This is a genomic window from Hydrogenovibrio thermophilus (genome assembly GCF_004028275.1).
GTDB classification, from domain to species: domain Bacteria; phylum Pseudomonadota; class Gammaproteobacteria; order Thiomicrospirales; family Thiomicrospiraceae; genus Hydrogenovibrio; species Hydrogenovibrio thermophilus.
In genome coordinates this window covers 1,313,788-1,339,652 of the sequence record NZ_CP035033.1, presented here as the reverse complement: position 1 = coordinate 1,339,652, position 25,865 = coordinate 1,313,788, and the positions used below count along the sequence as shown (strand labels likewise).

Here is a 25,865-nt window from a genome sequence, read left to right as displayed (position 1 = left end):
TTTCTTACTCGCGCATAACAAAACATTATCAAATGCTTATATAGTCATTTATATATTCCTTATACGGCCTTACATATCGCCGTTTTCAGCCAGGCCTGGTGAGTTTGCCTCTTGCCATTAAATCACTTCCAAAGCGACGTTCAGAAACCATTTTGGTTTCATACGACCGAAATCGGTTCGCAGGTGTTGTTTCAATGTCGCTTTAGAATCCAGGACATACGCCTGACCGTCCGCCTGACGGATAAACACCACCCAGTGCCAAAACGGTCGGTCGTTTTCCAAATGCCATTTAATCGCCAATAAAGCGCAATCCGGCAAATCATGCCAAGCGGTGAACGGTACCGGATCCGGCTGAACGCCAATGCCAAGTTCGCCCAGCAATCCCACCACCCAATCGGTGCTTGACCACAAACGTTTATCCGCAGCGGAAATGCCCATTTGTGCGGCCACGCGTTTGGCTTCGGCATAAGAAATGCGCGCCAGGGCCGCCGATGCGGCAATGCCGCACCCGGTGGCCTCCTCCTGTACCACTGGCGACCATTTCATCGGCAAGTCCGATTTGGGTTTCATGACTTAATCGTCCACCTGACACAATTTTTCCAATACCTTCGCGCCACCTTGCTGGCCGGGCGGGAAGTAACTTAAAAAGCCTCTGTCGCCAACCCGGTGCCAACGCAGACTGTTTTGCTCGTCCAGTGCCAGATACTTCACACTGTCGCCCGAGGCGCGATACGGCTTCATCAACCGCATGACACCGTCGTAATCGATCACCGCCAAATGGCCTTGCGGTTCGATGTTCATGTAAATCACCGTCACCTTCTTACCGGAACTGCATTTGTAATGCACCCGATCGCTTTCCCAACGGAACTCGCGGTTGCGTCCTTCAAAGTGGGTTTCCCCTTTTTTTTCCTCGAACCCGGCCGCCTGCGCCGTCGGCAAAACGGCCAGGCCTGGCGAAAACAATAGCACCGCCAGACAGAAGCTTTTCACTCGTTTGAACACCATCCTTTTCTCCCTTGTGTTGCGCTTGCACAACGTGAATATGCATCAAGCATGAATCAAACCATTATGGCCGATGGCTTTCGACCGCATCAAGCGCATCCGGAAGAATTTTTTGTGTCACATCGGTTATAATGGGCGCAAATTTTTCAAGCATTATGAAATTAAAAAGGAAGCCAACGGATGCAACTTTCAGAACTTACCGCTATTTCACCTGTCGATGGTCGCTATGGTGCGCGTTTGTCCAACCTTAAAGAGATTTTCAGCGAGTACGGTCTCATCAAAAATCGTGTGAAAGTGGAAGTGTCCTGGTTGCGTATGTTGGCCAACCACCCGGGCATTCCGGAAGTTCCGGCTTTGAGCCAGGAAGCGGAAAGCCATTTGATGAAATTGGTGGACGAATTCACCTTGGACATGGCACAACGTGTCAAGGACATCGAAAAAACCACCAACCACGACGTGAAAGCGGTGGAATACCTGATCAAGGAACACTTCGGCGACAATACCGAACTGAACGCCATCGGCGAGTTCGTGCACTTTGCCTGTACGTCCGAAGACATCAACAACCTGGCCTACGCCTTGATGTTGAAAGACGCGCGTTCCAGCGTCATCGTGCCGGAAATGCAAACGCTGGTCGATAAAATCGCTGAAATGGCGACCGAAATGGCCGACATTCCGATGATGTCCCGCACCCACGGCCAACCGGCTTCCCCCACCACCGCCGGTAAAGAATTCGCCAACGTCGCTTACCGTTTGCAACGTCAAATCAAGCAATTGATGAACGTTCAGATCATGGGGAAAATCAACGGCGCCACCGGCAACTACAACGCCCACTTGGCGGCCTACCCATCCATCAACTGGTATGAACTGACCGAACAATTCGTACAAAGCTTGGGCTTGGCGTGGAACCCTTATACCATTCAAATCGAACCGCACGACTACATTGCGGAATACTTCCACGCCATGCAGCGTTTCAATACGATTTTGATTGATTTCGACCGCGACGTCTGGAGCTACATTTCCATCAACTTCTTCAAACAAAAAACCGTCGCCGGCGAAATCGGTTCTTCGACCATGCCGCATAAGGTCAACCCAATCGACTTCGAAAACTCCGAGGGCAACCTGGGCATCGCCAATGCCATTTTCGACCACCTGGGTCAGAAGCTGCCGATTTCGCGCTGGCAGCGTGATTTGACCGACTCCACGGTTCTGCGTAACCTGGGTGTGGGCGTGGCGCACACGATGATTTCCCTGCAAGCCACCTTGAAAGGTTTGAACAAATTGGAAGTCAATGCGCAAGCCATGGCCGACGACCTGGACAATAACTGGGAAGTGCTGGCGGAAGCGATTCAAACCGTCATGCGTCGTTACGGCATCGAGAAGCCGTATGAAAAATTGAAAGAACTGACGCGTGGCCGTCGCGTCAACAAGGAAATCATGCAGGATTTCGTCGATACCTTGGAATTACCGGAAGAAGCCAAGCAAACGCTGAAAGAAATGACCCCGGCGTCTTACATCGGTAATGCCGCACAGCAGGCGCAAAACATCGAATTGGCGTTGACCATGTTGAAAGGCCGCTAAACGGTGCCCGTCTTCATTTAAAAACCGGCTTTCAGGCCGGTTTTTTTATATCCGACTTCCGGTTCTTTTCGAATATTTCGACCAGGCCTGGCCGTATTCAAAGTTATAAGCCTTGGAGATGACGTCCCCGCCAAGAATCATCGTCAGCTCAAGCTTTAACCGTTATAATTGCCCTAATTTTTCAACCAAATACTGAGCCGATGACAATGATTGATTTCAATGCGCTAAGCAAAACCGACTTCCTAAGCCACTACTGGCAGAAAAAACCCTTGCTGATTCGCAATGCCCTGCCGGGGTTCACGCCACCGATTTCCGCCGAAGAACTCGCCGGTTTGTCGCTGGAAGACGAAGTGGAAAGCCGCATTGTCATCCAGCACAGCGACACCGATTACGAACTCAAGAAAGGCCCTTTTCCGGAAAGCATTTACCAGGAACTGCCGGAAGAGAATTGGACATTACTGGTGCAAGGCATGGATCGTTTAATACCGGAAATCAATCAGTTACTGAACAAATTTAATTTCATTCCTCGCTGGCGAATCGATGACATCATGGTCAGTTATGCCGCCGTCGGCGGCAATGTCGGCCCCCACTACGACCACTATGATGTTTTCCTGTTGCAGGCACAAGGCGAACGCCGCTGGCAATTGTCGTCGCAACATTGCACACCGGAAAATTACATCGAAGGTGTGGATTTACGATTGATGAAAAAATTTGACGTGGAAGACGATTATGTTTGCCAACCGGGTGACATCTTGTATCTCCCTCCGAAATGGGGCCACCACGGCGTCGGCCTGACCGACAATTGCATGACGTTTTCCATCGGTTACCGCAGCTACCAAGGTCAAGAACTGTGGGACAGCTTTGGTGACCATTTATCGGAAATGTCCGCCTTTCAGGCCATCTATCAGGACCCGACCTGGTCGGACAACCTCAATCCCGGTGAAGTCACCGACAATGCGGTGGAACAAGCACAGGCACTGCTGACATCGGCGCTGCAAGATAAAGACTTACTGCAAACCTGGTTCGGCCGCTTTGCCACTCAATTAGACCAGGAAGCCTCACGCCAACTGCCGGAACCGTTGAGCGAAGATGAAACCCCGGAATTCGAGGATTTCTGTACCGCTCTGACCGAATGCGACGGCATGGAAAAAGACCCGGTATGCCGCTTCGCTTACGCTCAAGTGGCCAACGAGACCTTGCTTTACATCAACGGCGCTATTTGGGACAAACACGGTGCCGAAGACAGTTTTATCGCCACTTTATGCAATCAAAGCGAACTGACGCCAAACGATTTGCAAACCGCCGCCAATCAAGCCTTGCTATTTGATTTGTGGCAGCTGCAGTATCTGGTGTTTATCGAATAACATCCAAATAACCTGAAAACGGCCAGGCCTGGTCGTTTTTTATATTCCGACGGTTTGTATTCAACACCGTAAAAACCCTACGAAAACGCGCTGTTCTTTTTATTCTCCGCCGCGTAGAATATTTTTTCTTTTTTTGTCCCCTTATTTGGAACCCGATTATGACCCGCAGCCTGATGATGCAAACCGCCCTTTTGACCTTTTTATCCGTCACCGCGTTTGCCGCCAATGCCGTCATTTGCCGTTGGGCGCTGGACCACCAACTGATTGATCCGGTCAGCTTCACCAGTTTACGTTTAGGTTCCGCCGCACTGTCTTTGTTTGCGGTCATGACATTGATCCATTGGTCAAACCGCCGCCGTCAAACCACCATCGCCCAGCCGACGTCAAAAACCAATCACGGCTCCTGGTACGCGGCCGTGGTACTGTTCTTATATGCCCTGACGTTTTCTTACGGTTACGTGGCGATCAGCACCGCGACCGGTGCATTGGTGCTGGCCGCGGTGGTGCAATTCACCATGATTGGTTATGCCTTGCGCAAAGGCGACAAACTGCATTTGGCGGAGTGGATTGGCGCGGCGGTGGCGTTGGTCGGATTACTGTATTTGGTTTACCCGAAGCTGACCACGCCTTCCTGGTGGGGCTTGGTCATGGTGATGGCGTCGGCTTTTACTTGGGCGCTGTATACGTTGAATGGTCAAAAATCGTTGAAACCCCTGTCGGACACGGCGTTTAACTTTTATCGCACCCTGCCGCTGATTGCCGTTGCCAGTGTATTGAGCCTGTTGTTCATCGGAGACCAGGTATTTATGACTTCAAAAGGATTTTGGCTGGCGGTGATTTCCGGGGGCGTCACCACGGGATTGGGTTATATTTTATGGTACACGGCCTTGCCGAGATTGTCGGCCAGTCTGGCATCCGCCACGCAATTATTGGTACCGCTCATCGCCGCTTTCGGGGCGACTTGGTTGATTGATGAGCCGATTACGCTGCGGTTTATGATTGCCGCGGCCTTAATGCTGGGCGGCTTAGGCCTGGTGCTGCACGGTCGGAACGAACACCGTAAAACCGCGCTGAAAAGCACCGCGGCCTAACCCGGCAACAGGCTTAATCCGACAAATAATATTCCACCGTGGATACAACCCGCACTTTCTTGATTTGCGGGTTGTTACGGTCACGTGCCCGAATACTGAATTGCCCTTGGGATGCGCGTTTGATTTTGCCCAGTTTGCTATCCGAATCGGCGGCGAACTTCTCTGCCACCTGACGGGCCTTTTTGGTGGCTTCCTCAATCATTTCCGGCTTCACGTCATTCAAACGGGTGAAAATATACTCCGTCTGGCCTTCATAACCGCCGCCGGTCAAAACGATGCCCTCTTTCCCTAACGCCGATAACTCACCCATCACTTGACGCACACCATCGACATTTTTGGAATAGACCGTCACCGTCTGACGTGCAATGAATCGAAACTCCGGTTTAGGGCCGTTGCCGTAACTCTGAGCGGACTTATCGGTAATATTCGGCGTCGAAAAACTGATTTCGCTGTCCTGAATGCCATTTTTGATGAGAAAACGCTTGATGGTTTGTGAATTATCGTCGATAGAACTGTACAGTGCCTGAACATCATTCTCCGCCACACTGAACGCAATCGGCCAAATCACAATATCGGCCTTGTATTCTCGCTCCGCCAGCCCTTTGACCGTCACGACACGGTCATATTGCTTGACGTCGATCGCCGCATTGGCCAGAATCAGCCCGAGAGAGGACAGCCCGAGAAAGATGAAAAAACCCAGTGCCAAAACACCGGTGCGTTGGTTCGCTTGCATATTGACTCCCTTGGGCATTCGCCTCACTGGTTGTGTTAAAGCCTAACGATACTAAAGCGTGATGATTTCAAACCCGTTGTCTTTGACTGTATCGCTCATGCCACTGTGCGTCAACACGGCGGACGAGGCGACATCCGATTTCAAATAACGCTCGGCCACGGAACGAATGTCGTCGAGCGTGGTCGATAAGACCCCTTCCCGATACTGTTTGCGCATTGCGTGTGTGCGACCATACAACTGTTGATAAAACGCCTTACGCGCTTCACCGGCCGGTGAACCCGGTTTGTCCATGGCGCTGATGACGTTCAGAATTGCTTCGTCCACTTTCGCCTGGGTGGCGTCTTCGCTCAAGACCCAATCCAGCGCACGATCGAAGTCGGCATAAGTTTCCATCAAACGCGGATCACGATACGAATAGAACACAAAGGTGCCGGCTTCCGCATTGTAACTGGCGCCACCACCGTAAGCCCCGCCTTTCTCGCGGATTTCGGAATGCAGGAAGCCATTGCGCAAACAGGCACCGAGAATCGACAGTTTCGGCGCGTCTTCATGTCCGGCGGTCACCGCCGGATACGATTTGGCGCAGAAATTCACCTGCGTGCTGGTCACCCAGGCCTGGTGAATTGGAGTGTGCGGCACCGCCAACTGCAATCCGTTACCGATTGCGTTTGTCGATAAAGCGCCTTGCCATTCCGAGATGCTGGCGATGCCGGAATCCAACCCGGTTTCATCCGAAATCACCAGCGCTTGCTTGGAGGCCTGCAACAGTTTTTGCTGAATCCCCCCGAACAATTGACTGATGCGTTCCAGTTCGCCGTCGGTCTCCAGCGATTTGTAAATCGACTTGATGGTTTGAATGCCGGCGAAGCCGGAACGCTTAAAGTTCCAGTTCGCCACCGGCGAGGCCGTTTGGTTGGCGGCCGACATGGCCAAACCATGCCCGTTACCGGTAATGCCATGATCCATCGACGAACGGATTTGCCCGATTAAATCACGAATACGATCGAATTCGTCAAAACGCACCTCCTCCAACGTTTCCAACATCAAATCGGCCAGGCCTGGCTGATTTTTATTCAAAGCCTTGCCGGACAAAATGAAATGGCTGTAAAACGCATCACGGTCATGCAGGTTGGCTCGTACCGCCGATTTGGCACTCAAGCCACCGGTAACCGCCGCTTGCAAAGATTGGGTTTCCAGATAGTCGCGTCCGGCGGAACCCAGCTCCGTCATGCAGGCATTGAATAATGGCAAAACCGCTTGTTCGTCTTCGGTGAAATCGGGTAGATCCAAAATCATCTGCAGGTAACTCAAACCGTTAGTCCCGGCCTGATAGGCCGTTAAATGACTTTCAGTGTCGGATTTAACCGGTTGAATATCCTTAATTTCTGATGGAACGTCCTCTTTGGTCACTTCCGGCAGGATCGACGCATCATCCAACTGTTCCTGACGTGCTTTCAAGGCCAGAGAGCGCTCAACTATCGCGTGTTTGTCCGCGTCACTCAAATCATCCTGAATGCGTTTCAGCTTGGCTTTTTCGTCCGCATCCTGTTCGGCCGACAGTTTATCGTCCGGCGACAAAGTCAGGCGCACACGGTGAGGGTTATCCAGAATCCATTCTTGAATCAAGTTCGGAATGAAATTCGGGTCGGTGACTTCATCGCGTAAAGTTTGCAATGCCGCATCCGTATCCAATAGCGCAATCGGATCGCCTTCGTGCATGGCGCCTGCCAGAGATTGCAGAATCAATTGCAAGCCATATGGATAAGAATCCCCGCCGATTTCACGCTGCGACAACTCCAATTGATGCAACATCGCCTCGACTTGATCGGTGTCAATGCCGTCTCGTACGATGCGCTCCAGCGTCTCCAGAATCAAGGTTTCGATTTCGTCGGCATGTTCCGCTTCGGAACCCTGTACCCCGGCCACAAAAACCATTTCCTTATTGGAGTCTTCCAAACCGCATAGCGGCGACGGCGCCGTGGCCAAATGCGATGCTTCCAATGCCTGACGCAAAGGCGACGCACTGTTGTCGAGCAGCACGGCGGACAGCAAATGTCCCTTCAGAACGTCCATCGGGTTCTGGTTTTCGCCCAATAGCCAACCGAGCACGATGTGGGTTTTCTTCGACAAATCGTCTTCATTCAAGGCATAACGGTTTTCAAACTGCATCGGCTGACTGTAGCGTTTTTCCTTGCCGACCATAATGCGTTCCACTTGGTCGTTAAAGCGATGCAATGCCAGGCTTTCAAACTGGGTTTGATGCTCGGCGGCGGAAATATCGCCATAAGTCATGAACACCGAATTCGATGGATGATAATGGTAACGATGGAATTCCACCAATTGCTCATAAGTCAATTCCGGAATGTCTTTCGGGTCGCCACCACTATTGTAGTGATAAGTTGACGTCGGATAGATTTCCGCGGAAAAGGTTTGCCAAAGCGTCGAAACCGGCGAGCTCATCGCGCCTTTCATTTCGTTGAACACCACGCCTTTATAGGTCAGATCGGAAGTTGGATCGTCCATCTCCGAAAACTCTAAACGGTGCCCTTCCTGAGCGAAATCCAACGGATCAATGTTCGGAAAAAACACCGCATCCATATAGACTTCCAACAGGTTCTGGAAATCCTTACGGTTTTCGGTCGCAAACGGATAAGCGGTCCAATCACTGGAGGTAAAGGCGTTCATAAAGGTGTTCAGAGAACGGCGAATCATCATGAAAAACGGGTCGCGCACCGGATATTTTTCACTGCCGCACAAAACGGTGTGCTCCAGAATGTGCGCCACACCGGTGGAATCCATCGGCACGGTCCGTAAAGCAACCATAAAGACGTTTTGCGGATCGTCCGCCGCCAGGTGGTAATGCTCGGCTCCGGTAACCTTGTGCTTGAAATGCTGAACGGTAATATTCAACGATTCGATAAAATGCTCGGTGATGAATTCAAATGCAGGATGATTCTTTGACATAGTCCCTTCTTAATCGCCTTCTGGATCTTTCATAAATGCTTTCAACAAAAAAGGCCGACAAATGCGGCCTCTTTCAATACAACGTAACGGCCATGACCGTTATGGACGGTTACACTTCCTTGATGGACAGTTTAACGCGTCCTTGCTTGTCGATGTCAATCAAACGTACCTGAATTTCCTGACCTTCTTTCAGATATTCATTGACGTCTTCAACACGTTCGTCGGCAATTTGCGACACATGCACCAAGCCTTCTCGACCCGGCATATAAGACACAAACGCGCCGAAATCAACGATTTTAACGACCTTCGCATCGTAGACCTTACCGATTTCCGGCTCGGCCGTGATTTCGGCAATGCGTGCCTTCGCGGCTTCCGCAGATGCATCGTCAACGGCGGCGATTTTCACGTTACCGTCGTCGTCGATTTCGATGGTAACACCGGTTTCTTCAGTGATGGAGCGAATGGTCGCGCCGCCTTTACCGATGATTTCACGCACTTTTTCCGGCTTGACTTTGATATTGAAGAAGCGTGGTGCCGTGCTGGCCACACTGACGTTCGAGGCGGTGATGGCTTTATCCATCTCTTTCAGAATGTGCAAACGCCCGTCTTTCGCCTGACCTAAAGCAATTTCCATGATTTCACGGGTAATACCTGTGATTTTGATGTCCATCTGCAAAGCGGTTACACCCTGCTCAGTACCGGCCACTTTAAAATCCATGTCGCCCAGGTGATCTTCATCGCCCAGAATGTCGGACAAGACGGCAAAACCGGATTCCTCTTTTACCAAGCCCATCGCGATACCCGCAATCGGCGCCGCAATCGGCACACCGGCATGCATCAATGACATGGAGGTACCGCACACCGTGGCCATGGAAGAGGAACCGTTGGATTCGGTGATTTCCGATACAACACGAATGGTGTATGGGAATTCTTCAGACGTCGGCAACAACGCCGAAACCCCACGGCGCGCCAACATGCCGTGACCGATTTCACGACGTCCCGGCGAACCGACACGACCACATTCACCCACGGAATACGGAGGGAAGTTGTAATGCAGCATGAAACGGTCCGAGTAGGAACCGGTCAGTTCATCGACAATCTTAGCGTCCTTTTCGGTGCCCAATGTCGTCACAACCAATGCCTGAGTTTCACCACGGGTGAACAAGGCGGAACCGTGCACTTTCGGCAATACACCGACCTGACAATCGATTTGACGAATGGTCTGAGTATCACGTCCGTCGATACGCGGTTCACCGGCAATAATGCGACCACGCACGATTTCTTTCTGCAACTTCCCGACCATTTTTTCAATGTCGCCCGCCTCGTAACCGTCGGCGTTCTCTTCCGTTGCTTCCAACGCATCCATTGCTTTGGCTTTCGCCGCGTCGATGGCGGCATAACGGTCCATCTTATCGGCAATCGAATAAGCCGCTTCGATATCGCTGCGAATCAAATCGTAGACTTTGTCTTTCAATTCGGTGTTTTCTGCCGCCGCTTCCCAGTCCCATTGAGGTTTACCGACTTCCGCCTTCATTTCTTTGATGGCGTCAATGGCGACTTGCATTTGATCGTGACCGAACATCACCGCACCCAACATGACCTCTTCGGACAATTCGGCCGCTTCGGATTCCACCATCAAGACCGCTTCGGATGTCCCGGCGACGCTCAATTCCAAATCGGAATCCAACAATTCTTCACTGGAAGGGTTCAACAAATAGTCACCGTCTTTATAACCGACAACCGCCGCACCAATTGGCCCGTCAAACGGAATGCCGGAAATGGCCAAGGCTGCAGACGTTCCCAGCATGGCCGGGACTTCGGTGCCGACTTCCGGATCCAAGGAAACCACGGTGGCAATGATTTGCACTTCGTTCATGAAACCTTTCGGGAACAATGGACGAATCGGACGGTCAATCAAACGTGAAGTCAGGGTTTCTTTTTCGGAAGGACGACCTTCACGCTTCAGGAAACCGCCTGGAATTTTACCGGCAGCATAAGTTTTTTCCTGATATTGAACGGTCAACGGGAAAAAGTCCTGCCCCGGTTTCGCGCTTTTGGCCCCAACCGCCGTCACCAATACTTGGGTGTCGCCCATTGCGACCATCACCGCACCATCGGCTTGGCGGGCGATTTCACCGGTCTCTAAACGAACTTGATGCTTTCCATACTGGAAAGACTTAACGTACTTTGCCATACATCTTTTCCTTATCAGGTGACGACCGAATCGATCCTGTCATTCAGCCAGTGAAACCTGAATCACCAGGAACTTTAAAGCGTAAAGCTACTGAGGATTCAGGCTTGTCTCGGTTTCCGGCCCTAGGATTATCGGGGGTCGTCGGAGGTCAATTACAAATTAAAACAGTCGAGACATTTTACAATAAATCCCCCGACAAACAACCGACCGAACGCATTTATCCCAAAACTTTTTCGGGGCGCTTTCGACGGTGTTCAGGCAAAAAAAAACCCCGCACTGCGGGGCTTTTTTTGACAGCGAAGTCGATTACTTACGCAGACCAAGCTTTTTGATCAAATCAAAATATCTCGGTGCATTTTTCTTATGCAAGTAATCCAGCAACTTACGACGACGGCTAACCAAACGCAATAGACCGGTACGAGAGTGGTTGTCGTGGATGTGCGACTTGAAGTGGTTCGTCAAATAAGTGATGCGGTGTGTCAACAAGGCAACTTGTACTTCCGGAGAACCGGTATCGCCTTCTTTAGTTGCGTATTCGGCAACGATTTTGGCTTTATCTTCAGCTGTTAGCATGGTTTTATCCTTTGATAAATCGGTTTATAAAAATTCCCATTCCGCAACCGATGGCAGAATGAAAACGTGAATTATACATAAACAAATCGGCTTGTCCATGCTTATATTCACGAAAAGGCTTAAAAAATCAGTGTCTTCCGAAACCGACCATATAGTGTTCGAAATGCGACAAATCGTTACTCAAGGCACGAATCAAATGATCCAGACTCACCACGGCATTTTCGACCAGATTCACCGCAATGTAAGGATGCTCCACTTTCAAGCGATCATACATAGGGCGCTTGATTTCCAACAAAATCACTTCTTTGGACATGGCGAACATTTTCAACATGCGTGGCTTACGGTCGAAAAACGACATCTCACCAATCAAGTTGCCCGGCCCCTGATAGCCAACTTCCGCCTCGTCCTGACCGTCGTTGACGGAAAAGCCGACCTTGCCTTTCACAATGAAAAACATCGAATCGCCGACATCGCCCATATCAAAAATCACATCGCCTTTTTTCAGGTTCTTTTCCTGTAAGAACTGCGACATCACCTCGACATCGGCACGCGTCAAGGATTCGCAAATGGCGTTGCTCTGGAAATAATCGAACAGATCGGAAGGGGTCATTTCTTGCATAGTGAGTCTCTTAAGTTTTCTTTTGTGCGATAAAAGACGAAACCGGACGCCCGTCTTTCAATGTGTCTATTTTATCAACAATTATCGTGAAGTCGGAAAAGGTTTTTGCCAACTCGCCGCGTTTTAAAATAAAGTTCGGGTTTTTCGGTGAACCAAACGCTTCCACGCCCTCGACAAAGGTTTGCATCACCACCAGGCCACCGGGACGAATCGCTTGGCGCAACCTCGGAAACAGGTCGCGATTCAAGTAACGCATCATCACCACCATATCCACCGGTTCATTCGGCAAACAACCGGTTTCGTCCAACGAACAGCGTTTCCAATCTACGGTCACGCCCTGCCGTTCGGCAAATCGCCGGGCACGGGACAAAACCGCTTCCTGTTGGTCGATGGCCGTCACCTCAAGCCCCTGTTGCCCCATATAAACCGCATCGCGGCCGCCGCCGCAACCGATGTCCCAAAGGCGTTGCGTCGAAGTTGAATGAGACGTCGAAGCGAAGCATTCTGACGATTCCACCAACCAGACCAATAAAGGGTTCGGCTGCCACAGCCGTTTGGAGGCCAGCCCGGAAACCGCCAGGCCTGGTGATTTTTCCAATTCGCTTAAACAAGCGGTTTCATCCAAGGCTTTGACAATGTCATAACCTTTTTCGCTCAGAAAAGCGCTGGCTTCCGCCAGGTCAGCGGCCTCGCCCATCAACTGCAAGGCCGCCGGGCGCGGTGGCAGTTCCGACAAACGCTCTTTCAAATCCGGCCAGGGTAAATGCGTCGCACCACGGAAGTGAGCGGATGCATAGCTGTCGGCCGGCCGCAAATCGACTATTGGAAGCGTTTCGTCAAACGACGCAGGCATGTGAATCAGTCCGCCAAATTAAACAGACGTTTCGGCTTGAGCAGATTTTTTTCCGTTTGCCATTCACCCACGCCGATGAAACGCTGCTGCGGATCATAGAAACGCACCAACTCCGTCTCCGGTTTCGCCACCGCCAATTTACCACCGTGCTGAATCGTCCGCGTATCAGCTTCGTTCAAATACATGGCTTGCAAGTGCTGTAATGGCAAATCCAACGGTTGCAGATGGGCGGCCAAATCCTGTTCGATGGTTTCCAGTGTCGCCATATCGTCACCGCACAGGCTGCCGGTTTGAGTGCGATGCAAAGCCGTCAAATGCCCGAGTGTTCCCAGCGCCTTGGCGATTTCTTCGCCCAGTGTACGAACATAAGTACCTTTGGAACAGAAAACTTCGAAAGTGATTTCGGTGGGATGAAAATCAATGAGCGTCAATTCGTGAATGGTGATCGGCCGGGCCACCCGTTCAACTTCCACACCTTTACGGGCGTATTCATACAGCGGAATGCCTTGATGCTTCAACGCTGAATACATCGGCGGCACCTGCATGATGTCGCCTTCAAACCCTTTTAAAACGGTTTGAATGCTTTCGGCGGACAGAGGCGGTACGTCCACGGTTTGCAACGGATTACCGTCCTTGTCTCCGGAATCAGTTTCGACGCCGAGGCTGAGCGTGGCGATGTAACGTTTATCGGAATCCAACAACAAACCGGAAATTTTAGTCGCCTCACCAAAACACACCGGCAATAGGCCCGTTGCAAACGGATCCAAAGCGCCGGTATGGCCGGCTTTTTTGGCGTTGTACAGTCGTCGTACCTGCTGCAAAATACCGTTGGAGGTGACGCCCTCCGGTTTATTGAGCAAGACGATGCCATCAACGGCTTGCCATTGTTTTTTTGCCATAAGAACCCGCTCGACGCTTACTTTTTGTTCTGGTGCAAGGCTTTGAAAATCAGTTCTTCAATGTGACTGGCGTTTTCCGCCACCGTGTCATAGAAGAAACGGATTTCCGGCGTAATGCGCAGTTTCATGCGTTTACCGATTTCGGAACGGAAGAATCCTTTGGCTTTTTCCAATGCCTTGATGGCATCCTGAGCTGCCGGATCGTCTTCATTGGCTCCGATAATCGTAAAGTACACCGTCGCGATGCTTAAATCCTTGGAAATCTTACACTCGGTGATATTGACCTTTTCCAAACGCGGGTCTTTGGTATCACGGTGCAGAATTTCACTCAACGTCTTGCGAATTTCCAACGCCACCCGGGTCGGTCTGCTGACTTCGTCGTTCATAATATCTTCTCTTCATAATTGGCGATTGCGCCAAACAACAATGCCCCTCTCGGGGCACTGAAAAAATAGTCGAATTGTCGTGGCCTGTTCCGTCAAAAACGGCCAGGCCTGGCAACCATTAACTTAAGGTACGCTTGACCGCAACGCGTTCGTAGACCTCGATCTGGTCGCCGACTTTCACGTCATTGTAGTCTTTCACACCGATACCGCATTCCATGCCTTGACGGACTTCCTGAACATCGTCCTTGAAGCGACGCAGGGATTCCAAAGCGCCTTGGTAAATCACCACGTTATCACGCAACACGCGAATCGGGTTGTTACGCTTGACGATGCCTTCGGTGACCATACAACCGGCAATCAAGCCGATTTTCGGTGCTTTAAAGACATCACGCACATCGGCCACACCAATGATCTCTTCCTTGAAGTCCGGCTCCAGCTTCCCTTCGATGGCACGTTTCACTTCATCGACGATTTCATAGATGACACTGTAATACTTCAGGAAAATACCTTCGTTGTCAATCAAACGCTTGGCTTTCGCATCGGCACGCACGTTAAAACCGAAAATCAACGCATCGGAGGCCAAGGCCAAGTTGGCGTCGGTTTCGGTAATCCCGCCCACACCGGAGGAGATAACCGATACTTTGACTTCGTCGTTGGACAATTTGACCAATGCGTCCACAATCGCTTCGATGGAACCTTGCACATCCGCTTTCAAGATGATGTTGACGTTTTGAACTTCGCCCTCTTCCATCTTATTGAACATATTGTCCAACTTGGCTTTCTGCTGACGGGCGATTTTCATTTCCTTGTGCTTGCTTTGACGGAACATCGCCACTTCACGGGCTTTGCGTTCACTTTCGACCGTGATCATATCGTCGCCCGCCACCGGCACACCGGACAGCCCCAGAATTTCGACCGGAATCGACGGACCGGCACTTTTCACCTGCTCGCCGTTTTCGTTCATCAGGGCACGCACTCGGCCATATTCCATACCGCACAACGCGATGTCGCCTTTTGACAAGGTACCGGCTTGAACCAATACCGTCGCTACCGGCCCACGCCCTTTATCCAAGCGAGATTCGACCACGACGCCCTTCGCAGGGCCTTCCAACGGCGCTTCCAGCTCCAGGATTTCCGATTGCAACAGGATGGCGTCCAGCAAGTCATCGATGCCTTCTCCGCTTTTCGCGGAGACACGGATGAACTGGACATCACCGCCCCATTCTTCCGGGACGACCTCTTCATTGACCAGCTCCTGCATAACACGATCCGGGTTGGCGCCTTCCTTATCCATCTTGTTGATGGCGACCACCATGCCCAAATTCGCCGCTTTGGCGTGCTGGATGGCTTCTTTAGTCTGTGGCATCACACCGTCATCGGCAGCGACCACAATGACCACCACGTCGGTGACCTTGGCACCACGCGCACGCATCGCCGTAAAGGCTTCGTGCCCCGGGGTATCGATAAAGGTGACGCCACCGTGCCCGGTTTCAACGTGATAAGCACCGATGTGCTGGGTAATCCCGCCGGATTCGCCATGTGCGACCTTCGCTTTACGAATGTAGTCCAGCAACGACGTCTTACCATGGTCAACGTGGCCCATAATGGTGACCACTGGCGAGCGCGTAACGGTTTCGCCCGTGTATTCCTGATTCACCACATCGTCTTCGATTTGGTTTTCGTTGACTAACACCGGCTTATGCCCCATTTCCTCAACCACCAGCTGGGCCGTTTCCTGATCCAACACTTGGTTGATGGTGACCATGCTCCCGAAGCCCATCATGGTTTTGATGACTTCCGTGGCTTTGACCGCCATCTTGTCGGCCAAATCGGCTACCTTAATGGTTTCGCCCAACTGCACTTCACGAACCTGTTTTTCAACCGGCTTTTGGAAACCGTGTTCGTTCGAGGACGGCGAGGTCTTCTTGTGTCCGCCTTTATGGCGACGACGGCCGAAAGACTGTTCACCCGACATCGCCAAGGTTTTCTTGGACAGTTTTTCTTTCGGCTTAGGTTTACCTTTGTGCTTCGGTTCGTCTTTTTCGTCGACCTTGGCTTTAGTGGTCTTACCTTTTTTGTCGTGCTTACCTTTCTTATCTTTGGCCTCCCCAACCGGTTCCGGCGAGACGGCTTCGATGATTTCTTCCGTCGATAAGGCTTCTTCCGGTTGAGCGGTTTCTTCCGACGTCGTCTCAGCCACAGTGGTTTCCGGCGTTTCGGCCGTTACCACTTCGTCCGGTACCGGTGTTTCCACCGTTTCCTCGATGACTTCCGGTTCTTGCTCTTCAGCGGTTTCCGGCTTCTTCACATAGGTACGCTTCTTACGAACTTCCACATTCACGGTACGCTTACCGGAACCGGAGGACAGGTTCAGCTTCTGAACCTGTTTACGCTTCAAAGTCACCTTTTTCGGTGTGTCGACTTTCTCGCCGTGCAGACCTTTCAAATAATTCAGAAGGGTCATTTTTTCGTCATCAGACAGAAAATCCGCTTCTTTTTTACCGGACACCCCAGCGTTTTCAAGCTGAGACATCAGCTTATCGACTGATAATTTCAGTGTTTCAGCAAACTGTTTTATGGATACTTCAGACATACAATCGTGTCCTCCTAATTATTCGAACCATGGTGCGCGTGCTTTCATAATCAACTCACTCGCGGCCTGCTCGTCCATTTCGACCATTTCCAACAACTCGTCCGTTCCGAGTTCCGCCAGATCTTCCTGAGTGACGATACCTTGAGCGGCAAGCGATTTCGCCAGCTCTTCCGTCATTCCTTCCAAATCCAACAGGTCTTGTGCAGGTTCAGCCATAGCTGTCTTTTCTTCATTCGCAATTGCTTGAGTCAAAAGCGCATCCTTGGCTCTTTCTTTCAATACGGAAACGATATCGTCGTCAAAGCCGTCGATTTCCAGCATTTCCGCAGTCGGCACATAGGCCACTTCTTCAAGCGTCGTAAAGCCTTCGGCCACCAAGACTTCCGCCAAGTCTTCGTCCACGTCCAGGCTGTTCACAAACAAAGCCATCTGGCCTTGCGATTCGGTTTCGTGTTTTGAAGCCATGTCGCTTTCGGACATGACATTCAATTCCCAACCGGTCAATTCGGTCGCCAGGCGGATATTCTGACCGTTTTTACCGATGGCTTGCGATAGTTGTTCGTCGTCCACCGCCAAGTCCATGGTGTGCTTATCTTCATCGACCATAATGGAGGTGACTTCGGCCGGCGCCATGGCGTTGATCACGTACTGGGCATCATTGGAATCCCAAAGCACGATGTCGATACGCTCACCGTTCAATTCATTGGTCACCGCTTGCACACGGCCACCACGCATACCGACACAAGCACCGATTGGGTCCAATCGAGGGTCGTTGGCACGAACCGCTACCTTGGCACGTAATCCGACATCACGCGCCGCGCTCATGATGTCAATCAAATCGTCACCGATTTCCGGCACTTCGATTTTGAACAATTCAATCAGCATTTCCTTACAGGCTCGCGACATGAAAATTTGCGGCCCGCGAGGACGGAACGAAACGTCTTGCACATAGGCACGAACGCGATCACCCATTTTGAATACTTCACGGTTAATCAACTCGGAACGCGGGATAACCGCATCGACATTGTCGCCCAAATCCAAAATCACATCGCCACGGTCGATACGCTTCACCTGACCGGTCATAATCTCACCGACGCGTTTGGCGTATTCTTCCACCACTTTTTTGCGCTCGGCTTCGCGTACTTTCTGGATAATGACCTGCTTAGCGGTTTGAGCGCCGATACGGCCGAATTCAATCGACTCGATCGGTTCTTCAATATATTGTCCCGGTTCAATGTGCGGTTCGATTTCAACAGCATCCATGTGACGCATGTACCAACCGACATTGTCTTCAATTTCGACATCGTCTTCGATCACTTCCCAGCGACGGAACGTTTCGTAGTCCCCTGTGTGACGGTCAATAGAAACGCGGGCATCAATTTCGTCATTGTGGCTTTTGCGAGTCGCGGTCGCCAGCGCAGCCTCAATGGCTTCGAAAATAATATCCTTATCCACGCCTTTTTCGTTGGACATGATTTCAACAACGGCTAAAACTTCCTTACTCATTTCTATTTCCTCAAAAGTAGGGGCTAAATTTTTAAAAGATTCAACGTGTATTTCAAAAGATTAAAACTGCGGCACCACATTGGCCTTATCAATTTGGCCAAAGGGAATATCATACGCCTCACCGTCCACTTCAACGACGATGCCATCCTCGTTCACTTGCGTCATAATGCCTTTAAAACGCTTACGGCCCATGATCGCCACCGCCGTCCGCAACTGGATTTCCTGCCCTTCGTAGGCACGATATTGTTCCGGACGGAACAGGGGACGATCCATCCCCGGTGAAGACACTTCCAGCATATAGGCATTGGAAATCGGGTCTTCGACATCCATGATGGCGCTCACTTGCCGACTCACGTCTCCGCAATCATCGACGGTAACGCCTTCCGGGTCCTTATCAATATAGACACGCAAGGTCGAGTGTTTACCCGCCGGCAAATATTCGCAGCCCCACATTTGAAAGCCCATGCTTTCAATGGTCGGCTTCAGCAAATTTTCAATCTTTTCTTCCAGAATCACGCAGGCTTTTTCCTTAATTCAAAAAATAAAAAACCCCGTAAAGACGGGGTTTTTAAAATTTAAGCGGAAAGACGCTCATTAACCCGCCTCTCCCTTAATACATGATTTAAAAAACTGAGCGGAATTATATGAAACGCTTAAGCATTTGTCAAACAAAGCATTTCATTTACCCGCATTTAATCAAACCTACCCTAATTTTTTCAGTTTGATGAAAATCAATGCTGTCATCAATGCATCGCTAAAGGCATCATGTTGACCGAAATTCGGCAGAGCCAACCCCGTTAAAATGGCATCAAACGATAAATCGATGACCTTTTTCGGAATCGGGTCTTCTTTATAATCGTAATACAAGGCCGACACTTCGATTTGCGGGTTCGGCAAACCAATTCCCAGCCAAGGCTTGAGCACCTGATTGACCATCGCCACATCGAATTCCAGATAATACCCCACCAGCGGACGGGAGCCGATAAAATGCAGAAACTGTTCAATGGCTTCCCGCTCGCTCAAGCCATGCACCGTATCTTCGTTGCGAATCCAATGCACCTTGATGCTTTGTTCGGAAATCGCTGCATCCTGTGCCAACGTCAAGTTCAAGGCTTCGCTGGTCAAGATTTCCTGCCCACGAATCTTCATCGCACTCAGGGAAACGATTTTGTCTTTTTTCGGATCCAACCCGGTGGTTTCGCAGTCGAAACACACCCATTCATTTTCCGGCGGCACGGCATCAAACAAAAACGCAAATCGCTCGTCCTTCAACTGGCGACGATGCCAACGACGTCGTAACGAACGCCACACCTCACATCACCGCATGAAGTTTATAATGCTGCTCAATCAGCTTTTTGAACTGATTGACCACATTGAACGCGTCTTTGAGCAGGTCTTGCTGCAACTGCGTCAGCCCCGACACCCGAATTAAGTTGTCCGGTGCCTGCTCCAGCTGCATTTGCTCAACCATCGACTCCAAGCGCAAGGTGTTCAGAAAGTTCAACGTTTCCCCCAGTTCAATACCAAAATGCTCGGTCAGCACCCCCATGTCCATCAAGGCTTTAATACGCCAATGGGTATTGGTTTTCAAAATACCGTGTTCCAACGCCAGACAACGCACACCATGAACGATGGGGAAAATCCCGCCCTTTTTCAAATCGATTTTCGGGTCTTTGGCGTCTTTGTCGGTCACCAACTTTCCGAAAAAGCCGATGGGCGTCTCGAACTGCAACACGGATTTGGCGAAGTGCGGTAAAAAGTGACGGTTCGAATCCAACCAGCTCATCATGGTTCGCTTGGCGTCGAGCAACAACTGTTCATCGCCCAACACCGCCTCGGCATCAAAGAAAATCGACAGGTTCATAAACGCATCGCCGGAAGGCGCGGTCATCCAATCACGCAGTTGCTGTTTGAAATCCGATAACGGCCGAGTCCAAACCGGGTTCGACACCATGATTCTCCCCGGGCAAGGCGGAAAACCCAACTCGATCAAACGGGCACTGAACGTTTGCATGAATGTCGCCAGGCCTGGCGATATTTCAACCGTATCCGGCAAAATGAACGCATTATCCTGGTCGGTACGAATCACCTGCTCGGCACGGCCCTCACTGCCCATCACCAGCAAACACCCTTTTTGCAAAGCTTCCGATGGCGATAAGAACTCAAAAACCCGCTCCAGCATCTTTCGGTGCAATTCATTGACCAATTTGGCGATGTAATGCGTCTTGACCCCGCGATTATTCAAATTCACCACCAAGTGATCAATGCGGTCCGCCACGCCCTTCAGTTCGTCAAACGATTCGGCTTGCTGAATACTCAAAACCACCAGGCCTGACTGGTTGGCAAACATGCCCATCAAGTCTTTCTGATGCAAAATACCCAACATGGCGTCATCCGAGCGCACCACCAAACGGTTGATGCGATACTTGGTCATTTTCAACAACGCATTGAACAAATAATCGAATTGATGCACGGTCATCACCGGCCGCGTCGCCAAGGGACCGACCGCATCCGTCACCGCGTACTCGTTCAACGCCAACCCATTGAGCAAATCGATTGACGTGACAATGCCTCTTTCAGCCTCGTCCTGAAACACCACCACACACGCATCGGTTTTCAACGCCTGCATCTGCCGAACACAGGCCTGAATGGTTTCCGTTTCACTCACCTCGATCAACGCTTGGCGCGGAGCGTCTTCAACCACCCCCATCAGCGACTCACTGGACGACTCCGCTTGAATCTGGGCATGCATTCGGTTGAGTTTAGCGGTGATGTCATCAATGAAAAAGCCCTCGATTTCCGGTTGTTGCATCACTTCCAGAAAGGCTTCCTGCGGCAAGCGATAGACAATCGCTTCTTCAATCACATCGTAACGGCGATAAGCCGCACGTTTTAATAGAAAGCTTTCGCCAAAATACGTGTGACTGCCGTAAACGGCCACTTGGCGCTGATTTTCATCGAACTCGGCCACATGGCCTTTAATCACAAAATACAGAAATGCATTTTCGTTTGCAGCTTCGCCGGAAGACAATTCCAGACGTTCACCCAAAGGAAAATACACCACATCCAAGGCTTCAGCCAACGACAGTAGCGTCGATTCATTCAGTGCCGAAAACGGTTCGACTTGTTTGAGAAAGTTCAATTGTTGTTGAACGGACATAGGCTCTACCTCTTAAGACCTTTGCATTGTGCCACACTCGCGCAAAGGCATACAAAAAAGGGGCTGAAAACAGCCCCTTTTTATTCTAACGAATCACTCGTAACTTACCTTAGTGGTTCGAGGCACCTTCGGCACCGATCCCGGTTTGAGATCGAACGAACTGTGCTTCAAAGCCATCCAAGTCTTCTTTCGCACGTACCGACTTATCGGTAATGGAGAAGAACCAGATGGAAACAAAGGCAATGATCACGGTGAACAGAGCCGGGAACTTATACGGCACGATGGCTTCGCCCATTCCCAGAATCTGAGTCCACACGACCGGACCAAGAATAACCATGACCACGGCGGAGATCAGACCCAACCAGCCACCGATAACGGCACCACGGGTTGTCATCTTGCTCCAGAACATGGACATAATCAACACAGGGAAGTTCGCGGAAGCGGCGATTGTAAAGGCCAATGCCACCACGAAGGCGATGTTTTGGTCTTTAAAGCCGATACCGAAAATAATCGCCAAAGCACCAATCACAAAAGTTGCACCTTTCGCCACTTTGGTTTCCTGTTCTTCGGTCGCATTCTTGTTGATCACATTCGCGTAGATATCATGCGAAATCGCAGACGCACCGGCCAAGGTCAACCCGGACACCACCGCCAAAATGGTCGCGAAAGCTACCGCTGAGATGAAGCCCAGGAAGAAGTCACCACCGATCACATGCGACAAGTGAATCGCCGCCATGTTGTTACCGCCAATCAGCTTGGAACCGTCCATGTATTCAGACGCCACCACCATCGCAATCGCACCGAAACCGATGATGAACGCGAGAATGTAGAAATACCCGATAAAGCCGGTCGCATAGAATACCGACTTACGAGCTTCTTTCGCATCCGGAACCGTGAAGAAACGCATCAGGATGTGTGGCAAACCAGCGGTACCGAACATCAGGGCAATCCCCAGGGAAATCGCATTGATTGGATCGGAAACGAAACCACCGGAGAACAAGATGTCCATATTGCCATCACGGTTTTCAACAGCGGTTTTAAACAAGGTTTCGAAACTGAAGCCCATGTTGTACATAACCGCTACAGCGATAAAGGTCGCACCGGACAGCAACAAAACGGCTTTGATGATTTGTACCCAGGTCGTCGCCAACATCCCGCCAAAGGATACGTAGGCGATGATCAAGACACCGACCATCACAACCGCGTAGTTGAAGTCCAAACCGAACAACAACTCGATCAGCTTACCGGCACCGACCATTTGCGCGATCAAATACAGGATAACAACCGCAATCCCGCCAAAAGCCGCCAACACACGAATCGGTGTTTGTTGGAAACGGTAAGCCGCGACATCGGCAAACGTGAATTTACCCAAGTTTCTCAAGCGCTCAGACATCAAGAACAGGATAATCGGCCACCCCACCAGAAACCCGATGGCAAAGATCAAACCGTCATACCCTTTCAAGTACACCATCCCGGTAATACCCAGGAAAGACGCTGCGGACATGTAGTCACCCGCAATCGCCAGACCGTTCTGCAACCCGGTGATACCACCGCCGGCCGCATAGAAGTCTTTTGCGGACTTGGTACGCTGCGCCGCCCAGTAAGTGATGTAAAGCGTTGCGCCAACAAAGACGATAAACATTGAAATAGCGGACCAATTGGTCTCTTTCTCAACCGGAGCCGATACATCAATCCCAGCCGCATATACCGATACCGGCATGACGACCAAAACCAACAAGGCCAATAACTTATGAATTCCCATCTTCATTATTCAACCTCTTTCTTGATTTTTGCCGTGAGTTCATCAAAATCCGAATTCGCTTTTCTGACGTAATAACCGGTCAGCAAAAACGCAAAGATAATGATCGCAACCCCTACCGGGAAACCGATGGATACGTATTGACCGCTGACAATCATCGTAAAGAATGCCGGATCAAACGCCAACAGCAGGATATACCCGTAATACACAACCAGCATGGCAATGGAGAGTTTCCATGCCAGCCCCGTACGCTCTTTGACGAGCTGTTGATACTCCGGAAGATTTTTAATCTTCTCAATTTTAGACTGTTCCAAAGTCTTCCTCCTTGATTATGAAACTCGGGTCGTTTCGTTGTATTTATTTAAACGAACCCTTGTTCGACAATGAGACCGTTTAGGCCTCGTTTATATGAAAATAGCCAGGCCTGGTCATTTTGTAACCAGTCTGGCTATCTCAACATTTGGTTCAGCTCATGCGCCCTGTTTATTTATGCGGCTGCATGAACTGATCCAAAATACTTGGATCTTCAAGCGTCGATGTATCGGAGGTGATTTCCTCACCCTTGGCGATACTGCGCAACAAGCGACGCATGATTTTACCGGAACGCGTCTTCGGCAGGTTGGAACCGAAGCGGATATCATCCGGCTTGGCAATCGGGCCGATTTCCTTAGCCACGTGATTACGCAACTCCTGAACCAATGCCAGACGCTCGTCCCCTGGCGGTACTTCCATATTCATCACCACGAATGCGAAGATGGACTCCCCTTTCACATCGTGCGGCTTGCCGACCACGGCGGCTTCGGCCACATGCTCGTGCGACACCAGCGCCGACTCGATTTCCATGGTTCCCAAACGGTGTCCGGACACGTTTAGCACGTCATCGATACGCCCCATAATCCAGAAGTTACCGTCGTGATCCAAGTGAGCGCTGTCGCCCACCACATAATACTTGTTCTTGAACATCGCGAAGTAGGTATCGACGAAACGCTCGTCGTCGTTCCAGATGGTACGCACCATCGACGGCCAAGGCTTACGCACCACCAGGTAACCCCCTTCACCGTGCGTCAATTCAACGCCTTCTTCATCCACGATGTGCGCATCGATGCCCGGTAACGGTTTGGTACACGAGCCCGGTTTCAAGTCGGTCACACCCGGGACGGGTGCAATCATGTGCGCGCCGGTTTCAGTCTGCCACCAGGTATCCACGATTGGGCATTCACCACGTCCGATCACATCGTGATACCAGATCCAGGCTTCCGGGTTGATCGGTTCACCAACCGTGCCCAGCAATCTCAACTTCGACAAATCGTATTGCTTCGGCAAGTCATCACCGAATTTCATCAGGGCACGAATCGCCGTCGGCGCGGTATAGAATACAGTCACACCATGGTCCTGACAGACTTGCCAGAAACGACCCGCATCCGGATACGTCGGAACGCCTTCGAACATCACAATGGTCATCCCCATCGACAAAGGTCCATACGCCACGTAAGTGTGACCGGTAATCCAGCCCACATCCGCGGTACACCAGAAAACATCGCTGTCTTTCAAGTCAAAGACCCACTCATTGGTCACATAGGCGTTCAACAAGTAACCGCCGGTGCTGTGTTGAATCCCTTTCGGCTTGCCGGTTGAACCGGACGTATAAAGCAGGAACAGTGGGTGCTCGGCATTGACCATCACCGCGTCGTGATAATTGCTCATACCGGCGATGGCATCATGCCAAGAAATGTCGCGCCCTTCTTTCATCGGCACTTCATCATCGGTACGCTTGTAAACGATGACTTTACGAACCGAGTCGCCGCCTTTTTCCAAAGCCGCATCCACCGCGCCTTTCAACGGCACGGACTTCCCGCCGCGGCAACCGGCATTCGCGGTAATGACCATACGCGCACCGGCGTCTTCAATACGGTCGCGCAAGGCTTCCGCCGAGAACCCACCGAATACGATGGAGTGGATGGCACCGATACGGGCACAGGCTTGCATGGCGAAAACCGCTTGCGGAATCATCGGCATGTAGATGATGACGCGATCGCCTTTTTCGATGCCTTGCGCCGTCAAAGCATTCGCCAAGCGGCAGACTTCATCGTGCAGTTCTTTGTAAGTGTATTGTTCGACCGAACCGTCATCGGCTTCGAAGATAATGGCCAGCTTGTCTTCTTTTTCTTCCAAGTGGCGATCGATACAGTTATAGGAGGCGTTCAGTTCACCGTCGGCGAACCATTTATAGAAAGGGGCATTGGAATCGTCTAACCCAACCGTGAAATCCTTGGACCAGTCCAGTTTTTCCCTCGCCAAATCACACCAATAACCTTCATAGTCTTCATCCGCTTTGGCTTTCAACGCATGGTACTTTTCTTCGGTAATGTTTGCTTGACTCTTGAAGTCGGCGGTTGGTTTAAATATCCGATCTTCGTGTAAGATCGACTCGATATTGTTAGACATTAATGTCTCCTATTTGACAATTTCTCTACGTAACTTTTTAAGTTCACTGGGAACGGTTCGTCGAATTCCGTACATTCTAAAGGTTATGGGCAACCAATAGGAATAAAAATACTTTATAACCAAATTTTATGACCTTAAATTCGGCC

The 25,865-nt window shown here is 50.8% G+C and carries 21 protein-coding genes; 3 read left to right on the top strand and 18 right to left on the bottom strand.

Annotated features, from left to right (window positions below; translation table 11 throughout):
* Window positions 1-117 precede the first annotated feature (117 nt).
* Together EPV75_RS06240 and EPV75_RS06235 are read right to left on the bottom strand one after the other, a co-directional pair.
* Window positions 118-570 (bottom strand): hypothetical protein, encoded by a 453-nt coding sequence (locus EPV75_RS06240; RefSeq protein ID WP_225972266.1) that lies wholly within the window; start codon window positions 568-570, stop codon window positions 118-120.
* Between the two features lie 3 nt (window positions 571-573).
* Complete coding sequence (locus EPV75_RS06235) at window positions 574-1,005, bottom strand: MliC family protein (RefSeq protein WP_127119767.1); 432 nt, start codon at window positions 1,003-1,005, stop codon at window positions 574-576.
* A gap of 177 nt (window positions 1,006-1,182) precedes the next feature.
* On the opposite strand from EPV75_RS06235, the gene purB reads away from it, so the two are divergent.
* From purB to EPV75_RS06220, 3 genes are all read left to right on the top strand, one after another.
* Window positions 1,183-2,580 (top strand): adenylosuccinate lyase, encoded by a 1,398-nt coding sequence (gene purB, locus EPV75_RS06230; RefSeq protein WP_029937978.1) that lies wholly within the window; start codon window positions 1,183-1,185, stop codon window positions 2,578-2,580.
* A 200-nt stretch (window positions 2,581-2,780) separates the two neighbouring features.
* Window positions 2,781-3,944 (top strand): cupin domain-containing protein, encoded by a 1,164-nt coding sequence (locus EPV75_RS06225; protein WP_225972265.1) that lies wholly within the window; start codon window positions 2,781-2,783, stop codon window positions 3,942-3,944.
* A gap of 158 nt (window positions 3,945-4,102) precedes the next feature.
* Window positions 4,103-5,035, top strand: coding sequence for a DMT family transporter (locus EPV75_RS06220; RefSeq protein WP_128384817.1), 933 nt, complete (start codon window positions 4,103-4,105; stop codon window positions 5,033-5,035).
* A gap of 13 nt (window positions 5,036-5,048) precedes the next feature.
* On the opposite strand, the gene EPV75_RS06215 is transcribed toward EPV75_RS06220, so the two are convergent.
* The 16 genes from EPV75_RS06215 to acs form a co-directional block, all read right to left on the bottom strand.
* Window positions 5,049-5,768, bottom strand: a complete 720-nt coding sequence (locus EPV75_RS06215) for an SIMPL domain-containing protein (protein WP_128384816.1) — start codon at window positions 5,766-5,768, stop codon at window positions 5,049-5,051.
* 51 nt (window positions 5,769-5,819) lie between these two features.
* A complete protein-coding gene (locus EPV75_RS06210) occupies window positions 5,820-8,732 on the bottom strand; it encodes an insulinase family protein (protein ID WP_128384815.1) in 2,913 nt (970 codons plus the stop codon).
* A 109-nt stretch (window positions 8,733-8,841) separates the two neighbouring features.
* Entirely contained in the window at window positions 8,842-10,926 is a 2,085-nt protein-coding gene (gene pnp / locus EPV75_RS06205; RefSeq protein WP_029937973.1) for a polyribonucleotide nucleotidyltransferase, read from the bottom strand.
* 306 nt (window positions 10,927-11,232) lie between these two features.
* Entirely contained in the window at window positions 11,233-11,499 is a 267-nt protein-coding gene (gene rpsO, locus EPV75_RS06200; RefSeq protein WP_029937972.1) for a 30S ribosomal protein S15, read from the bottom strand.
* Between the two features lie 127 nt (window positions 11,500-11,626).
* A complete protein-coding gene (locus tag EPV75_RS06195) occupies window positions 11,627-12,118 on the bottom strand; it encodes a Crp/Fnr family transcriptional regulator (RefSeq protein WP_051673347.1) in 492 nt (163 codons plus the stop codon).
* 10 nt (window positions 12,119-12,128) lie between these two features.
* On the bottom strand, window positions 12,129-12,971 hold the full coding sequence (locus tag EPV75_RS06190; protein ID WP_128384814.1) for a methyltransferase domain-containing protein: 843 nt from the start codon (window positions 12,969-12,971) through the stop codon (window positions 12,129-12,131).
* A gap of 5 nt (window positions 12,972-12,976) precedes the next feature.
* Window positions 12,977-13,870, bottom strand: a complete 894-nt coding sequence (gene truB, locus EPV75_RS06185; RefSeq protein ID WP_128384813.1) for a tRNA pseudouridine(55) synthase TruB — start codon at window positions 13,868-13,870, stop codon at window positions 12,977-12,979.
* Between the two features lie 17 nt (window positions 13,871-13,887).
* Window positions 13,888-14,256 carry a 30S ribosome-binding factor RbfA gene (rbfA, locus tag EPV75_RS06180; protein WP_029937968.1) on the bottom strand — a complete coding sequence of 123 codons (369 nt, stop codon included), beginning with the start codon at window positions 14,254-14,256 and terminating at the stop codon, window positions 13,888-13,890.
* A gap of 118 nt (window positions 14,257-14,374) precedes the next feature.
* Window positions 14,375-16,849 carry a translation initiation factor IF-2 gene (infB, locus tag EPV75_RS06175; RefSeq protein ID WP_128384812.1) on the bottom strand — a complete coding sequence of 825 codons (2,475 nt, stop codon included), beginning with the start codon at window positions 16,847-16,849 and terminating at the stop codon, window positions 14,375-14,377.
* Window positions 16,850-16,867: 18 nt separating this feature from the next.
* A complete protein-coding gene (nusA, locus tag EPV75_RS06170) occupies window positions 16,868-18,355 on the bottom strand; it encodes a transcription termination factor NusA (protein WP_128384811.1) in 1,488 nt (495 codons plus the stop codon).
* Between the two features lie 60 nt (window positions 18,356-18,415).
* Window positions 18,416-18,871: a ribosome maturation factor RimP gene (gene rimP / locus EPV75_RS06165; RefSeq protein WP_029937965.1), complete on the bottom strand. Its 456-nt coding sequence runs from the start codon at window positions 18,869-18,871 to the stop codon at window positions 18,416-18,418.
* Between the two features lie 186 nt (window positions 18,872-19,057).
* A complete protein-coding gene (locus tag EPV75_RS06160; RefSeq protein ID WP_128384810.1) occupies window positions 19,058-19,666 on the bottom strand; it encodes a 3'-5' exonuclease in 609 nt (202 codons plus the stop codon).
* A 1-nt stretch (window position 19,667) separates the two neighbouring features.
* Entirely contained in the window at window positions 19,668-21,515 is a 1,848-nt protein-coding gene (locus EPV75_RS06155; RefSeq protein WP_128384809.1) for a putative nucleotidyltransferase substrate binding domain-containing protein, read from the bottom strand.
* A gap of 109 nt (window positions 21,516-21,624) precedes the next feature.
* Window positions 21,625-23,283: a cation acetate symporter gene (locus EPV75_RS06150; protein WP_185748100.1), complete on the bottom strand. Its 1,659-nt coding sequence runs from the start codon at window positions 23,281-23,283 to the stop codon at window positions 21,625-21,627.
* Window positions 23,283-23,588 carry a DUF485 domain-containing protein gene (locus EPV75_RS06145; protein WP_029937961.1) on the bottom strand — a complete coding sequence of 102 codons (306 nt, stop codon included), beginning with the start codon at window positions 23,586-23,588 and terminating at the stop codon, window positions 23,283-23,285. The genes EPV75_RS06150 and EPV75_RS06145 overlap by 1 nt, the downstream gene beginning before the upstream one ends.
* A 169-nt stretch (window positions 23,589-23,757) precedes the next feature.
* Complete coding sequence (acs, locus tag EPV75_RS06140) at window positions 23,758-25,719, bottom strand: acetate--CoA ligase (RefSeq protein ID WP_029937960.1); 1,962 nt, start codon at window positions 25,717-25,719, stop codon at window positions 23,758-23,760.
* Window positions 25,720-25,865: the final 146 nt, after the last annotated feature.

Excerpts from the sequence above, each read along its gene's own strand:
- EPV75_RS06240 (WP_225972266.1), bottom strand. The coding sequence starts at position 570 with ATGAAACCCAAATCGGACTTGCCGATGAAATGGTCGCCAGTGGTACAG.
- EPV75_RS06235 (WP_127119767.1), bottom strand. The coding sequence starts at position 1,005 with ATGGTGTTCAAACGAGTGAAAAGCTTCTGTCTGGCGGTGCTATTGTTT.
- purB (WP_029937978.1), top strand. The coding sequence starts at position 1,183 with ATGCAACTTTCAGAACTTACCGCTATTTCACCTGTCGATGGTCGCTAT.
- EPV75_RS06225 (WP_225972265.1), top strand. The coding sequence starts at position 2,781 with ATGACAATGATTGATTTCAATGCGCTAAGCAAAACCGACTTCCTAAGC.
- EPV75_RS06220 (WP_128384817.1), top strand. The coding sequence starts at position 4,103 with ATGACCCGCAGCCTGATGATGCAAACCGCCCTTTTGACCTTTTTATCC.
- EPV75_RS06215 (WP_128384816.1), bottom strand. The coding sequence starts at position 5,768 with ATGCAAGCGAACCAACGCACCGGTGTTTTGGCACTGGGTTTTTTCATC.
- EPV75_RS06210 (WP_128384815.1), bottom strand. The coding sequence starts at position 8,732 with ATGTCAAAGAATCATCCTGCATTTGAATTCATCACCGAGCATTTTATC.
- pnp (WP_029937973.1), bottom strand. The coding sequence starts at position 10,926 with ATGGCAAAGTACGTTAAGTCTTTCCAGTATGGAAAGCATCAAGTTCGT.
- rpsO (WP_029937972.1), bottom strand. The coding sequence starts at position 11,499 with ATGCTAACAGCTGAAGATAAAGCCAAAATCGTTGCCGAATACGCAACT.
- EPV75_RS06195 (WP_051673347.1), bottom strand. The coding sequence starts at position 12,118 with ATGCAAGAAATGACCCCTTCCGATCTGTTCGATTATTTCCAGAGCAAC.
- EPV75_RS06190 (WP_128384814.1), bottom strand. The coding sequence starts at position 12,971 with ATGCCTGCGTCGTTTGACGAAACGCTTCCAATAGTCGATTTGCGGCCG.
- truB (WP_128384813.1), bottom strand. The coding sequence starts at position 13,870 with ATGGCAAAAAAACAATGGCAAGCCGTTGATGGCATCGTCTTGCTCAAT.
- rbfA (WP_029937968.1), bottom strand. The coding sequence starts at position 14,256 with ATGAACGACGAAGTCAGCAGACCGACCCGGGTGGCGTTGGAAATTCGC.
- infB (WP_128384812.1), bottom strand. The coding sequence starts at position 16,849 with ATGTCTGAAGTATCCATAAAACAGTTTGCTGAAACACTGAAATTATCA.
- nusA (WP_128384811.1), bottom strand. The coding sequence starts at position 18,355 with ATGAGTAAGGAAGTTTTAGCCGTTGTTGAAATCATGTCCAACGAAAAA.
- EPV75_RS06155 (WP_128384809.1), bottom strand. The coding sequence starts at position 21,515 with ATGTCCGTTCAACAACAATTGAACTTTCTCAAACAAGTCGAACCGTTT.
- EPV75_RS06150 (WP_185748100.1), bottom strand. The coding sequence starts at position 23,283 with ATGAAGATGGGAATTCATAAGTTATTGGCCTTGTTGGTTTTGGTCGTC.
- acs (WP_029937960.1), bottom strand. The coding sequence starts at position 25,719 with ATGTCTAACAATATCGAGTCGATCTTACACGAAGATCGGATATTTAAA.